Here is a 14223-nt window from a genome sequence, read left to right as displayed (position 1 = left end):
TATCTTTATCATAACACATCTTCATTCAAAAATATATTCATTTCCCATTTTTGAAAAAATTCCTTTGAGAATTTATCGTGACGCATTGAAGAAAATTAAGTATAATAATTAAGTATAATAAATGAGAGGTGACTTTCATGAAGACAATAATAGAGCGTATAGCACACGATTATAAACTCAATGATAATGATCTCTACTTGATTCAATACATCATTGATCATAGTGATGAAGTTATTCATTTATCTACTCATCAACTCGCTAAAAAAACATTTACAAGTGCTACAGCTGTCATCAGATGTATTAAAAAACTTGGTTTCGATAACTATAATGATTTTAAAATTCATCTGGAATCATTTTTAAGCCAGTATTATTTAAAAGAGATGGAAATTCTTTCCCACGAAAATTTTCAATCCATTAAAGATAAATTAGCCCAAATTGAAACAGGAATCATTAATCAGACAAAAGATTTCATATCAATAGAAAATCTTCAAAAAGTCATGTCATTGCTTTTACAAAATTCTTATATTGATATTATTGCCAATGATACCAATGCCTGTATTAGTGAATATATAAGTCATTTATTATTAAGTATAGGTAAAATCACAACTGTTTATCAAAATAGAGATAAACAATTATGGTTAGGTTTAAATGTCGATATAAATCATACTGTTATTATGGTTAGTAAAAATGGAAAAGATCAACATCTTTTAAAGATTTCTGATATTCTTATCAAAAGAAAAATCCCCTTGATTATTATTACAAGTCACAAAGAGAATGCTCTAGCAAAAAAACAAGCTCTAATATTATACGGTGTCATTCATGATGAATTTGAAAATCTTAAAGATATGGTTTTCTATATTTCTTTAAAATATATTTTTGATTTAATTTATAGTATTATGATTTCAGAAAACCTCCAACAAGCAAAAGAACTTGATCAACTCTATGGAACATTATATGAGCGTAAAGATGGCAGTCGTTGACTGCTTTTTTGTTGCAATGCAACTGACAAATATGCTTTTTTACATTATTTTTGTAACATCATTGCATAACACTTTCAAAGCCTTGTCATACTCAAAAAATACGCTATGATAATCATGTTAAAAGTTTAAGATGACTTATCAAGAAAGGGGGATTATTGATGATTGGAACCATTGCTGCCATACTTACAACATTATCATTTTTACCACAGGCTTATCAAGTTATCAAAACAAAAGATACATCAAGTATTTCTTTAGGCATGTATACGATGTTTGTGTTTGGTGTTTTTCTATGGATTATTCATGGATGGAATATTCAGGATTATAACTTAATTGGAGCTAATACGATTACCTTTGTATTTGCTTCTATCATCTTAACTTATAAAATCATATATAAATAGGAGGAAACAAAATGACTTTAAAAAAGGATTTTTTATGGGGCGGTGCAGTTGCCGCCCATCAAGTTGAAGGTGGATGGCGTGATGGTGGCAAAGGTATCAATGTATCAGATATTATGACTGTAGGTAGCCATGCCAGTCCAAGAAAGATTACACCTGTCATTGATGAAAATGAATTTTATCCAAATCATGAAGCCATTGATTTTTATCATCGTTATAAAGAAGACATTGCATTGTTTAAAGAAATGGGATTTAAATGTTTTAGAACATCTATTGCCTGGACACGAATCTTCCCATTAGGTGATGAAGATGAACCCAATGAAGAAGGATTACAGTTCTATGATGATGTGTTTGATGAATTATTAAAATATGGTATTGAACCAGTTATTACATTATCTCATTTTGAAATACCCTATCATTTAGCTAAAGAATATGGTGGATTCATGAACAGAAAGACTATTGATTTCTTTGTGAAGTTTGCAAAAGTCTGCTTTGAAAGATATAAAGACAAAGTGAAATACTGGATGACTTTCAATGAAATCAATAATCAGATGAATTACAAGAATGATATCTTTGGATGGACAAACAGTGGAGTTCATTTTGGGGATTATGACAATCCAGAAGAAGCAATGTATATCTGTGGACATCATACTCTTGTAGCCAGTGCATTAGCTGTCAAAGCTGGTAAAGCCATTAATCCTGATTTTCATATTGGAAATATGATAGCAATGGTTCCTATTTATCCATATTCTTGTCGTCCTGCTGATATGGTATTATCAACACAAATGATGCATGATCGCTGGTTCTTCTGTGATGTACAAGTGAGAGGACATTATCCAGCATATGCATTGAAGATGTTTGAAAGAAAAGGATTTGATATTGATATAACAGAAGAAGATAAAAAAATCTTGTCAGAAGGAACAGTGGATTATATTGGATTTAGTTATTATATGACAAATACTGTTGATTCTACAGCACATAAAGATGTTTCTACTGCAACTGATGGTTCAAGTGAATACAGTGTAGAAAACCCATATATCAAAGTATCTGACTGGGGATGGGCAATTGATCCAGAAGGGTTAAGATATGCTTTGAATATTTTCTATGAAAGATATGAAAAACCATTATTTATTGTAGAAAATGGATTTGGCGCAATCGACGTTAAAGAAGCGGATGGAAGCTGTCATGATCCATATCGCATTGATTATTTAAGAGCCCATATTCAGGAGATGAAGAAAGCAGTTGAAGAAGATGGTGTTGATTTAATGGGATATACACCATGGGGATGTATTGACTGTGTATCATTTACAACAGGAGAAATGAAGAAGCGTTATGGATTTATCTATGTCGATAGAGATAATGAAGGACATGGAACGTTAGAAAGAAGCAAAAAAGATTCTTATGACTGGTATAAGAAAGTGATTGCTTCTCATGGTGAAGAATTATAATATCCCGATTGAATCATATAATTATATCCTGTATACTAGAGATAAAAGAAAAGTGAGGTTAATGCAATGAGAAGAAAAGATAGAGAAATTACAGATTTTCATGATATTATGGATATTATGAATAAATGTGATACATGTCGTTTGGCTTTCTTTGATCAGGAATATCCTTATATTGTTCCATTGAATTTTGGTGTGAATATTGAAGATGGACAGTTATATCTTTATTTTCATAGTGCCAATCAAGGGACAAAGCTAGATTTAATCAGACAAAATAATAAGGCAACTTTTGAAATGGATTGTGAACACAATATCATTCTTTATGATGAAAGAATGTCTTGTACAATGGGTTATGCCAGTGTCATTGGACATGGAGAAATTGAGTTTGTAGATGAAGATGATAAATATGAAGCTTTAAAGATTTTAATGAAACATTATCATCACGAAGATTTTCAATTCAATACAAATATGATGAAAGCAACAACAGTCTTTAGATTAAAAGTCTTAGATATGATTGGGAAAAGAAGAAATAATATTCATCCAGAAGAAAAGACAAAAAAACATGTCACATTAGAGTAAATATATTGCCTATAGATGCTTATCGTTAATCTATAGGCTTTTTATAAAAGGAGTGAAGATATAATGATAAAAGCAATCTTTTTTGATATAGATGGAACTTTGATTTCCAAACAAAAACCTTTGGTTCAAGAAAACGTGATTCAGGGATTACAACAATTAAGGAATCAAGGGATTCAGCTCTTTATTGCCTCTGGTAGACATATGCTCGAACTGGAAGAATTAAAAATCAATCAACAATTTGAATTTGATGGTTATTTATTATTAAATGGTGGATATTGCCTTGTTCATGATCAAGTTATCTACGACCAAAAAATAGACGCACAGGATGTGCAGGAAATCGTGAAAGTTGTTAAAGAAAAACATTATCCTTGTTTATTTATTGAAAATAATCGCATGTATATCAATCATGTCAATCAAAGAGTCAAAGATGCTCAAGCATCCATTTCTACAATGATTCCCCCTATTTGCCAAGATATCAATATCAACAATATTTATCAAATTGACCCATATGTCGATGAAAAAGAAATCCAAGAGATCATACAAAATACAAAACATATCAAAGTCACAAGATGGCATGATTATGCTTATGACATTGTTCCTCAAAAAGGAGGCAAAGCAGCAGCAATTCAAGCCTTACAACATTATTTAGGTTTCCAAAAGGAAGAAATGATGGCTTTTGGTGATGGTCATAACGATATAGAAATGCTAGATATTGTTGGTTATCCAATTGTGATGGGCAATGGAAGTGAAGAAGTCAAAAAACATGGCAGATATATTTGTCAAAGTGTAAATGAAGATGGAATTTTAGATGGTCTTAAACATTTTCAACTTTTGTAAAAAGGCTCAAGGAATGTCCTTGAACCTTTATTTTGTAAATGGAACAACATCTTTAACAGCTTCTTCTAAAGAAATGCATTGATCATCATGATCAATATCTATAAGCTGATACAAATCATTTCCCATATGCAATTCTTTCATATAAGATAACTGACGTAAACCATGTCGTGATTCTATTCTTTCTACCAAATCATGATGTTGATCTTCTTTTAAAGCATAAACCAAATCAACAGATGCCTGATCAATCGCTAAAATATCAAGTGAAGCTAAAATACCGATATTGGGTGTCACAACTGGTGCAGCTGCTGTTCCTTCACAATCACAAGAAACAGACATATTACGCATCACATTGATATAAACAATATGTTCCCCAAAATAATCCACAACTGCTTTAGCAGACTCTGTCATACGTTCCATAAATTCCTCATTAGAAATATCCCACATATCATCAGAACCTGGTGTTGTATGAATCATCTTTTTCCCAATGCGTCCATCAGCACAACCAATACCTATATTTTTATTGGAACCACCGAATCCTCCCTTAGAATGACCTTTGAAATGTGTCAAAACAAGCATTGAATCATAATCAACAAGTGTTTTTCCCATTGTCATATGATCAAACCATTTGCCATCTTTGACTGGTAAATCAATTGTGCCATTGGCATCCATAATATCTACTGGACAAAACGTCCAACCATTGACTTCCAAAGTTTTAAGATGCTGATCCGTTGTATAACGATCTCCCTCATAATAAGTATTTGTTTCGACAATCGTTGCCTCTGGTAATTGTTCTTTCACAAGTTTTTCTACCCATGGTCGAGGAATAATATTAGGACCATGTTGTTCTCCAGTATGCAATTTAATAGCTACCTTTTCTTTAAAATGTCCTTGAATACGTTGATAAATTTTAGATAATCCTTCTGCTGAAAGATCTCTTGTAAAATAAACAATAGATTCCTTTCCTGTACGTTCACCATAAGCCACATAATGATTTCCATTTGTTCCTGGAACTGGTTTTTGACTTGCCATAAGTAAGCCCCCTTTCTAAGAATATTATAAACCTTCAAGTCAACTTTAAATCAAGTTTTATTCTTATTTTTTATTACTTTTTGACTACTTGTTGCAGAGTTAATAAAATCATTTAAAAATTTTAAAAATGATTTTAGCACAAAAAAACGTAGTTAAATCTTGGTTGCATTGCATCTTTGTTTTCTCGTCTTTAATATAATAGCTTATGAGGTAATCATAATGTCTGTAAATAAACGTAAACAAAAAATTCTATGATGTAAATCATCAATAAATATAGTCATAATCCTAAAGCTATGTTAGCAATTACTTCAATATTAGAAAACAGAAATGTTTTTGAATGTGTCAAGTGTGTTCATCAGCATTATCTTTTTGCCGGGACTATCTTTCAAGATAACAAGCTGCCACTTTTCAATCTCATCTTGGGTTTATATTTATTCTTTTCTGCAAACAAAGGCTATTCAGCAATAAAAATGACTTCACAATTGGATATCATCTACAAGACAGCACTCAAGCTATGCAGAAAATGTCGTATTCTCATGACATTATCAAACAGTGAAAAGATACTGGATAGCATGTACTATGAAGCAAATACCATTTATATTGGTGCCAAAACAAATGAAAAGTCTAGGGATGGCTACTGAACAGCAGTCAGTATCCATGATAGTATCAACAGACAAGGAAAATGAATATCCCAAATATATCAAGCTTTCAGTCATTCCGGTAGACAATAAAAACTTTATTCATAAGTTCTTTCATATGAGAGCAAAAGTATAATCTAAAAGGGTATTGAATATAGATGAAAAAAACAATATTTCTGATTCATCAAAGGAATTGACATTAAGATCCGAGAAAATAGCATACAGCGAAACAGAACACAGACTCAAATGGCTAAATATCATTGCGGGAAATATCAAGAATAATATTGCTGGGATATATCAGAGTGTTACAAAAAGTTCGTTGCCACTTTTTCTGCATGAACAGGAGTGGCGCTTCAATCATAGATATACAGGTACACATATAATGGAAAAGATTCCAAAATACATTACAAAATCATTTCCTATAGATTCAGAAAAATTATCCAGAATTTTGGAATTATCTGAATCGTATTTTTCACCCTGAGCCTGATAGTCAATCAAAATTATTTTTTAATAAGAGAATAAATTCTATAGTTGTGGACAAACACTTTCATATTGTCCACATCCAATACATGAATTTACTTTTTTCCATACATCTTTTGCACTGTAACAAGCTATAAATAAATCTGTAATTTGAATATGTATTGGATAATATGACATGCTTGATAAGGTTGTCACATCATTATACAACGAATCAATATATCTTAATACCCTTGACACTATAGAGAATATGTTATTCCTTGTAAAGCTGATAATTTATTCAAACAATCCTCAAAACATCTTCTATTTATGATTTATGATTAGTAACAACGCTTTGGTTATACAGGAATTTGCACATAATATGTCGTATATTTAAAAAATCACTATTTTTCTTTTTAAGATAAGTGAGTTTATACTGCCATAAATATTAATCTACATAACCGCTTTATTCTTGTCATCATTAATATTTGGAACAATGCTCTTCCTATTATATTTTTACACTTCATTATGATCAAAATATTCAAAGAAAAAAACGTGTTTCACAGATGATTGAAAAAGGACGTTTTTCTACAATTGATATTATCAAAGTAGATGAATTTTAAAAACAGGCTGATTTCTAGCCTGTTTTTTATTTATGATATTGCCAACCATGTTCACCATGATAAATCATTAGTTTTGTCATACCACCATCAATACAAATATTTTCACCTGTTATAAAACTTGCTTCATCACTACATAAAAACAAAACCATATGTCCTATATCTTCTACTTTACCAATACGCTTGACAGGATGTTGTGTCATATCACTTCCTTGATAAATCGTTGGATCTGATTCAGTTTGAATCCAACCTGGTGAAATAGAATTGACTCTCACTTTTCCTGCTAAAGAAATAGCCAAACTATGTGTTAAAGCACGTATACCTCCTTTAGCTGCACTATAGCTTTCACTTTGAGGCTGACTCATACGATCACGTGAAGAAGAAATATTTACTATACATCCTCCTTCTTTAAAATCATCTTTAAATAACTGTGTTAAATAAAATGGAGCTGTCACACCTACTGACATAGCATATTGAAATTCATCATAACTACACTCATCAACCCCTTTAAAAAGAGGTTTCGCATTATGAATCATATAATCAATATGTCCATAATCCTGAATAACTTTTTGATGAAACTGTTCTAAAGTATGCTGGTTTGCTAGATCACCTTGAAAGTAATCATTTTCCTCAACATCAATTACACAGACATGAGCGCCTTCTTTTTGAAACATTTCACCAATACATTTTCCAATGCCTTTTGCACCACCTGTCACAACAACAACTTTATCTTGAAATTTCATAAACATCCTCCTAATCAAATAAACGCTGATCTCGACCACTTGGAATACGATAGAAAAGACAAATCACCATTCCAGCGATAGATAATAAAACTAAAATCAAATAAAATATATCACAAGAATAAAAATCTATCAAATATCCAGCGATAACTTGAAAAAGAATAGCTCCAATAATAGCAATCACAAATAATATGGTATTGACAACCTTCATATCATATTGATCATTCCATTTTCCAATTATAGGCTGTGTTATTAATGAAGTTAAAAATGAAGCAGATACAACAAGTGAAACATCACTCGCTCTAAATCCCATATTCATTAAATAAACAGAAATTAAGGCACTAAATAATGCCCAAGATAAATAATAAAAGTTATACATCAAAAAATAACTTAAATAACTATTTTGATAGATTTGCCATAAACGGACATGTCTTATACTTTTGATACTTTCCATAGATTTCCCTCCTGCAACCATACTCTAACAAAAATCATAAAAAGAAAAAATATCTGTTGAAGAGTTTCAAAGTTCATTTAAAAAAATGTCTTTGTTTGTTTCACCATTTGTAAATGAAATTTACAAATATATAAAGAAAATCATTTTTAACTTTATATTTTTTTGTTAAACTATATGTAAAGGGGGGGGAATATTATGCTTTGTGATTACCATGTACATACTGATTATAGTGATGATAGTACATATCTTATGGAAGATGTTGTTAAAGATGGGATAAAGAAAGGGTTATCTGAAATATGTTTTACTGATCATGTTGATTATGGAATTAAATATGATTGGGATGATCCCAGAGCTTTTCAAACCAGAGATGGTATGTGTTTTGCGAATGTCAATTATCATGAATACGCTAAAGAAATTGCTGAATTAAAAGAAAAATATAAAAATCAAATCACATTGAAAATGGGACTGGAATTTGGTATTCAGACACATACAATTGAAAAATATCAAAAATTATTTCATGAATATCCTTTTGATTTTATTATTCTTTCTATTCATCAGGTAGAAGATCAAGAATTTTGGACACAGGATTTTCAAAAAGGCAAAACACAGCTTGAATATAATATGCGCTATTATCAGGAAATGCTTGAGGTTGTAAAAACATATAAAGATTATAGTGTTTTAGGACACATGGATTTGATTACACGTTATGATTTAAATGGTGTTATTGATTTTGCTTATATTCAAGATATTGTCAAAGACATTTTAGAGATTGTTATCAAAGATGGTAAAGGCATTGAAATCAATACTTCATATCATCGTTATGGCTTAAAAGATATGACACCTTCTCGAGATATTTTAAAACTTTATAAGGAATTGGGTGGTCAAATCATTACAATCGGTAGTGATTCACATCAACCCGATCATCTCGGTGCTTATATTGAAGAAGCCAAAGAAGAACTTAAAAAATTAGGATTTCAACATTATTGTACTTTTGATAAGATGCAACCTATATTTCATGAACTTTAAAAGCTAACCCCAGGGTTAGCTTTTCAAATAACTATTTGATATCAATTTTTAAATCTTTAAAGAAGGCTTCTGTTCCAATATCTACAAAAAATCCAACTGAACCTTTCAAATCTTTCCCATGTTTCATATCTTCTACAACAAGAATCAGCTTATCATTGATATAAAATGAAGCATGTTCATCTTCAATAACTGCTTTTAATTGAATCCATTCATTCAAATCAATATCAGCAGGTGCTTCATATTGTGTAATCTGATGATTTCTAAAATATTCAAAAGTATATTTTGGATATGAAAAATACTGACATCCATGCGTTTTTCTCATAGGATCTTGACATTGTTTACCATTTGTTGGTCGTACATAAAATGACTCAAATTGCTTGTCATCATCTGTAATACGATAAGCAATACCTATAAATCCTCTTGCGAAATCTGGTGCATCAGGTAATAGACGACTTAACATTTTCACTTCGATTGTTCCATTGTGAAATGAAAAATCTTTTAATTTTGCATAAGTATTTTCATCAAATTCCATGATTTTTTCAACTTTGATAACTCTTAATACTTTTTCACCATCAAGTTCTACATTTTCAATATTTGTATGAACAGGTATAAAAGACTTTTTATTTAAATCCATTTGTTTTTCCATTGTTCTTCTCTCCTCTATCATAATATACTCCAAATTTGATAAATTTGTAAGTAGGCACTTTTTTGTGCTATAGTTACCAAAAAGTAGGAATTATAAAAAAAATTGATTTTATGATTTGCATCATGATATGCTTATATCATATAATTCTTATATACATAACTTTTGGCATATATCATAAAAATTGACTATAAGGAGTGTTTGAAATGATCAAAAAAGAAAATTTACCTGAATGTCCTGTTGCGACAACTGTTCAACTTATAGGAAGTAAGTGGAAACTACTCATTTTAAGAGATTTGATGACTGAAAAAAAACGTTATAATGAACTAAGGAGATCATTAGATGGAATTTCTCAAAAAGTTTTAACTGCTACGCTTAAATCCATGGTAGAAGATGGTATCGTCATTAGAACGGCTTATCCTGAAGTACCACCAAGAGTTGAATATAGTTTAAGTGAAATAGGTGAATCGCTTCGTCCTATTATTGATATTATGGGACAATGGGGAACATATTATAAAGAAACTTTGCAAGAATAAAAGGAAAGTTCAAATGTTGAAAATAACATAAGAACTTTCCTTTTATATATGAGATTTATCTGTTTTTTGTGCTTCCATAAAAGCATAAATATCATCCGGACTTTCTTGCATGCCTCGTGCAATCCACTCTTTAATCCAGCCATAAATGCCATAAGTCATATAAGCGACTGCATAGGCTTCTGGATTAGATAATTGATTATCTTGAATCATTAATTTTTTTAAAGTATTTCTAAATAAATAAAATAAATCTTTTTGATAAAGTAAAATATAAAAATCTTTATAAGCTACCAAATGTTCAAATAAAGTTTTCATAATCAATTCAAAGGGCATCTGATCTTGAAGTTTCCATTCTTTGATAATTTTGTCAAGATATTGTTTTAAAATATCTTCTTTATCTTTATAGTTACGATAAAAAGAAACTCTCCCAACTTGAGCTTTTTCAGTAATTTCACTAATCTTTATATCCTTTAAATTTTTTGTATTTAAAAGTTCTAATAATGCTTTTGTCATTGCCACTTTGACATATTGATTTCTTTCATCATTATCCATGATGTAACACAATCCTCCTTTTCGTATCATTTTTTTAAATAACTTGAATAAGCCAACCAACCATGATACACTTGTTTCATCCGATGATACATATGTTTCATCAGAATTTTAACAAAATACAAACGATCTTGTCAAGATAGAAACGAAAGGAGAACATATGACTTTAACAAAAACACGTATAATGATTCTTTTGATTATTGCTATTATGGCTTTTGTATTAGGAAGATTAGCATTGAGAACTATTTTAAACTTACTTTTAGGTGGTACATTATTTGGAGGAAACTTTTTATGAGTTTAAAAAAGGGAGGCCGCAAAATGTTTATATTTATATGCATAATGACATTTGTCGTTTGTTTTTTACTAGGAATAGGTTCAAAAGTTGTGTTAAAACCTTCATGGGCCAAAAATTATGAAGTGAAAATGACACCAGAAGTTGGAACATTGTATACTGATTTATCTTATGGCGAAAAAGAATCAAACCGATTTGATATGTATTTACCTCATGATCAGACAAAAAAACATTATGGATTGGTTGTTTATCTCCATGCTGGAGGGTTTACCTCTGGAGACAAATCAGGAGATAAAGATATATTATCATGGCTTTGTTCCAAAGGATATGTTGCTGTTGGGATTAATTATACACTTTTTAATGAAGACAATCCTGATGCCAATGTCTATACACAATCTCTAGAAATCAAAGACGCTATTCCTCACATTATTGAACAAGCCAAACAATATGGTTATTCTATTGACAAAATGGCCATTGCCGGAGGATCAGCAGGACATACTCTTGCGATGATTTATGCCTATCGTGATGCCAAAACATCCCCTATACCCGTTCAGTTACTCTTTGGTGCTGTAGGTCCATCTAGCTTTTATGTTGAAGATTGGGATAATTATGGCTTTAATCAAAATACAGATAAAGCCAGACAAGGAGCAGCAGAGTTATTCAGTGTTATGTCTGGAACACAGATTACATCTGAAATGATTCAAGATCAGACCTACCTTGAAAAAGTCAAACATATATCAGCTCTCATGTGGATTAACGATGAGACTGTGCCAAGTATTGTTGCTTATGGAAAATATGATAAAGTTCAACCCTTTAAAGGTTCCCAACGTTTATTAAAAGCCTATCAAAAGCATCATGTTGATTATCAATATTTTGTAGCTGAACACTCTGGACATGGCTTGCAAAATGACAATAAAATCTATCATCAATATATGCAAACAGTAGAAGCCTATTTAGAAAAATATATGCCTGTAAAGGAGTCAACAAATAAATGATGAAAAATATAATAAAAATAATAGCTATAATTCTTTTGATTTTGATATTGCTTGTTGGTGGCTTACTTTTATTCATATCCACAATTCCATCTGTTCCAACTCATTATACAAGGATTATTAAAACAGGTGGCTTAATAGAAGCTAAATATCTTCAATTCGGTCCCAATCATGTCACATATCAAAAAGAAAAAGGAACTGAACTTACAAAATATTTTCATATCTATTATCCTCAAGAGTTAGAAAAGACACAAAAACAATATCCTGTTGTGGTTATATTAAATGGGACAGGTATTTTACCTAAAAAATATCCTGCTTTATTTCAGCATTTGGCCTCATGGGGATTTATTGTCATTGGCAATGATGATCCAAGCACCGGATTTGGTTTATCAGCTGATGAAACAATTGACTACTTAATAAAAATCAATGATGATCAAAATCATATTCTCTACCATCATATTGATTTCAAACACATTGGCATAACAGGTCATTCTCAAGGTGGTGCAGGTGTATTAACTGCTGTATCTCATACAAAACATCAAAATATTTATAAAACAGCCGTTACTTTATCACCTACCCATGAAAAAATGGCTCATGATTTTGGATGGTCCTATGATCTCACCCAAATTTCTATTCCCCTATTCATGATTGCAGGAACAAAAGGTGATTTTGAAACCAAAGCTGTCATTCCTTTAGAAGCCATGATAGAAATGTATAATAAAGTTCCTTCATCAAAAGTGATGATGCGAAGAAAAGATACTGATCATGGAGGAATGTTATATTCAACAGATGGATATGTGACAGCATGGTTGATGTGGCAATTACAAGATGATATTTATGCTAGTCATGCCTTTTTAGATGACAATGCTGAAATATATCATAATAATTTATATCAAGATGTTCAAATGAATGAATAACTTATTGATTAGAAAAAGAGATTTCTTTTATAACATACAAACTATGTTTTAGAAATCTCTTTTTCAATTCTTTGCATATATAATAAAGGATAAGGTTCTCCCTGTTCATCTAACTCTGTACGTTTATAAACTTCAAATCCCATATGTTCATAAAAACCTTTGGCTAGTGGATTTTGCTCATTTACTGCAAGTTTATTAACTGCATAATGATCAATCCCATATTGTAGTAACTCTTTACCCATTCCTTGTCCTCTATACTCATCACCAATAAATAACATTTCCAGCATATGATCAGCAATCCCCATAAAACCTGTTGGTGTTTTATCTTCTTTTTGAGATACAAGTAATATAGAAATATTTTTTAATGCTTCTGGGACATATTGTTTAATTTGATTAATCTCATCATTGGATAAAAATAAATGTGTTGCTCTTACAGAACTTTCCCATACCTTCAATAAATCTTGTGTTAATCTTTCATCTCGTTGTTTAACTTCTATAATACCCATTTTTATGTCCTTTCTTTATTAATCAAATTGTGTCTGCCAATTGGAATCATGAAATGCTTGAAAACACATTTCAATCTGTTCTTTTGTTGTTTTTTCATGAGCTTAAAGATGATGGTAAATCATCTCTATCAAAATATTGTATTTCCGTTGTTTCAATATTATCTATAAACTGACCACTTAACAAATGACACAAAACAAAGATTTTACAAATGCTATAGGCATAGACAGGTTGATTATGTTGATTACGATCTTGGACAGCAATTCATTTTATAACCATAATCTTCTCAATAATCCCCCATCATCATCTGAAAAAATGTCATCATTTTTTACAACATCATCATTTATAACAACATCTATATCACTAAAGCCATAATATTCACTTAAATCCTGATCTGTTCCATTGGCAGCCAATCTATTTTGTGTAGCAAATGAAACAGGTCTATTCATCTTCTTCGCATTTTTTAAAATGATATCAACATCATATTTCTTTAGTGGATTTGAAAATATTGTTTTCTCTTTTGAAAAATAATAAGATCTATTATATGTCAAATAAGCATCAAATTCTATGTCTTGAAATTGAGGCACTTGCATT

Annotated in this window: 19 protein-coding genes; 12 read left to right on the top strand and 7 right to left on the bottom strand. The window is 30.7% G+C overall.

The window, feature by feature from the left end; genetic code table 11:
- Positions 1-137 precede the first annotated feature (137 nt).
- The 5 genes from ACGHJ8_RS06230 (at position 138) to ACGHJ8_RS06210 (ending at position 4236) form a co-directional block, all read left to right on the top strand.
- Positions 138-980 (top strand): MurR/RpiR family transcriptional regulator, encoded by an 843-nt coding sequence (locus ACGHJ8_RS06230; RefSeq protein WP_211964802.1) that lies wholly within the window; start codon positions 138-140, stop codon positions 978-980.
- A gap of 158 nt (positions 981-1138) precedes the next feature.
- Positions 1139-1378: a SemiSWEET transporter gene (locus ACGHJ8_RS06225; RefSeq protein ID WP_087358867.1), complete on the top strand. Its 240-nt coding sequence runs from the start codon at positions 1139-1141 to the stop codon at positions 1376-1378.
- 11 nt (positions 1379-1389) lie between these two features.
- Positions 1390-2823 (top strand): 6-phospho-beta-glucosidase, encoded by a 1434-nt coding sequence (locus ACGHJ8_RS06220; protein WP_390542249.1) that lies wholly within the window; start codon positions 1390-1392, stop codon positions 2821-2823.
- Positions 2824-2889: 66 nt separating this feature from the next.
- Positions 2890-3399 carry a pyridoxamine 5'-phosphate oxidase family protein gene (locus ACGHJ8_RS06215; protein WP_211964804.1) on the top strand — a complete coding sequence of 170 codons (510 nt, stop codon included), beginning with the start codon at positions 2890-2892 and terminating at the stop codon, positions 3397-3399.
- A 63-nt stretch (positions 3400-3462) separates the two neighbouring features.
- Complete coding sequence (locus ACGHJ8_RS06210) at positions 3463-4236, top strand: Cof-type HAD-IIB family hydrolase (RefSeq protein ID WP_211964805.1); 774 nt, start codon at positions 3463-3465, stop codon at positions 4234-4236.
- Between the two features lie 27 nt (positions 4237-4263).
- Here the strand turns inward: ACGHJ8_RS06210 and ACGHJ8_RS06205 are convergent, their stop codons facing one another.
- Positions 4264-5265, bottom strand: coding sequence for a DUF362 domain-containing protein (locus ACGHJ8_RS06205; RefSeq protein WP_211964806.1), 1002 nt, complete (start codon positions 5263-5265; stop codon positions 4264-4266).
- A 293-nt stretch (positions 5266-5558) separates the two neighbouring features.
- On the opposite strand from ACGHJ8_RS06205, the gene ACGHJ8_RS06200 reads away from it, so the two are divergent.
- Both ACGHJ8_RS06200 and ACGHJ8_RS06195 read left to right on the top strand, forming a co-directional pair.
- The gene (locus tag ACGHJ8_RS06200) at positions 5559-5906 is read left to right on the top strand and encodes a transposase (RefSeq protein WP_087359291.1); all 348 of its coding nucleotides are present in this window, start codon (positions 5559-5561) and stop codon (positions 5904-5906) included.
- Between the two features lie 941 nt (positions 5907-6847).
- On the top strand, positions 6848-6982 hold the full coding sequence (locus tag ACGHJ8_RS06195; protein WP_283092217.1) for a hypothetical protein: 135 nt from the start codon (positions 6848-6850) through the stop codon (positions 6980-6982).
- 26 nt (positions 6983-7008) lie between these two features.
- On the opposite strand, the gene ACGHJ8_RS06190 is transcribed toward ACGHJ8_RS06195, so the two are convergent.
- Both ACGHJ8_RS06190 and ACGHJ8_RS06185 read right to left on the bottom strand, forming a co-directional pair.
- Positions 7009-7722 (bottom strand): SDR family NAD(P)-dependent oxidoreductase, encoded by a 714-nt coding sequence (locus ACGHJ8_RS06190; RefSeq protein WP_087359289.1) that lies wholly within the window; start codon positions 7720-7722, stop codon positions 7009-7011.
- Between the two features lie 10 nt (positions 7723-7732).
- Complete coding sequence (locus ACGHJ8_RS06185; RefSeq protein WP_087359287.1) at positions 7733-8173, bottom strand: hypothetical protein; 441 nt, start codon at positions 8171-8173, stop codon at positions 7733-7735.
- 195 nt (positions 8174-8368) lie between these two features.
- On the opposite strand from ACGHJ8_RS06185, the gene ACGHJ8_RS06180 reads away from it, so the two are divergent.
- Positions 8369-9199, top strand: coding sequence for a histidinol-phosphatase HisJ family protein (locus ACGHJ8_RS06180; RefSeq protein ID WP_087357424.1), 831 nt, complete (start codon positions 8369-8371; stop codon positions 9197-9199).
- 31 nt (positions 9200-9230) lie between these two features.
- Here the strand turns inward: ACGHJ8_RS06180 and ACGHJ8_RS06175 are convergent, their stop codons facing one another.
- Positions 9231-9845 carry a family 16 glycoside hydrolase gene (locus tag ACGHJ8_RS06175; RefSeq protein WP_204209640.1) on the bottom strand — a complete coding sequence of 205 codons (615 nt, stop codon included), beginning with the start codon at positions 9843-9845 and terminating at the stop codon, positions 9231-9233.
- Positions 9846-10048: 203 nt separating this feature from the next.
- Between ACGHJ8_RS06175 and ACGHJ8_RS06170 the strand changes: the two genes are divergently transcribed.
- Complete coding sequence (locus ACGHJ8_RS06170) at positions 10049-10378, top strand: helix-turn-helix domain-containing protein (protein WP_087357343.1); 330 nt, start codon at positions 10049-10051, stop codon at positions 10376-10378.
- A 42-nt stretch (positions 10379-10420) separates the two neighbouring features.
- Here the strand turns inward: ACGHJ8_RS06170 and ACGHJ8_RS06165 are convergent, their stop codons facing one another.
- Complete coding sequence (locus ACGHJ8_RS06165; RefSeq protein WP_158093978.1) at positions 10421-10927, bottom strand: TetR/AcrR family transcriptional regulator; 507 nt, start codon at positions 10925-10927, stop codon at positions 10421-10423.
- Between the two features lie 157 nt (positions 10928-11084).
- Between ACGHJ8_RS06165 and ACGHJ8_RS06160 the strand changes: the two genes are divergently transcribed.
- The 3 genes from ACGHJ8_RS06160 to ACGHJ8_RS06150 are packed head-to-tail and all read left to right on the top strand — an operon-like array spanning position 11085 to position 13125.
- Positions 11085-11219 (top strand): hypothetical protein, encoded by a 135-nt coding sequence (locus ACGHJ8_RS06160; RefSeq protein WP_255374748.1) that lies wholly within the window; start codon positions 11085-11087, stop codon positions 11217-11219.
- Positions 11220-11242: 23 nt separating this feature from the next.
- Entirely contained in the window at positions 11243-12211 is a 969-nt protein-coding gene (locus ACGHJ8_RS06155; protein WP_087357426.1) for an alpha/beta hydrolase, read from the top strand.
- Positions 12208-13125, top strand: coding sequence for a hypothetical protein (locus tag ACGHJ8_RS06150; protein WP_087357344.1), 918 nt, complete (start codon positions 12208-12210; stop codon positions 13123-13125). The genes ACGHJ8_RS06155 and ACGHJ8_RS06150 overlap by 4 nt, the downstream gene beginning before the upstream one ends.
- Before the next feature lie 41 nt (positions 13126-13166).
- Here ACGHJ8_RS06150 and ACGHJ8_RS06145 read toward each other — a convergent pair whose 3' ends face one another.
- Positions 13167-13631, bottom strand: a complete 465-nt coding sequence (locus ACGHJ8_RS06145) for a GNAT family N-acetyltransferase (protein WP_087357345.1) — start codon at positions 13629-13631, stop codon at positions 13167-13169.
- A 267-nt stretch (positions 13632-13898) separates the two neighbouring features.
- Entirely contained in the window at positions 13899-14222 is a 324-nt protein-coding gene (locus ACGHJ8_RS06140; protein WP_087357346.1) for a hypothetical protein, read from the bottom strand.
- Between the last annotated feature and the right edge of the window lies 1 nt (position 14223).

This window comes from Massiliimicrobium timonense, from assembly GCF_042850985.1.
GTDB lineage: Bacteria > Bacillota_I > Bacilli_A > Erysipelotrichales > Coprobacillaceae > Allocoprobacillus.
This window is presented reverse-complemented; position numbering and strand designations above follow the sequence as displayed.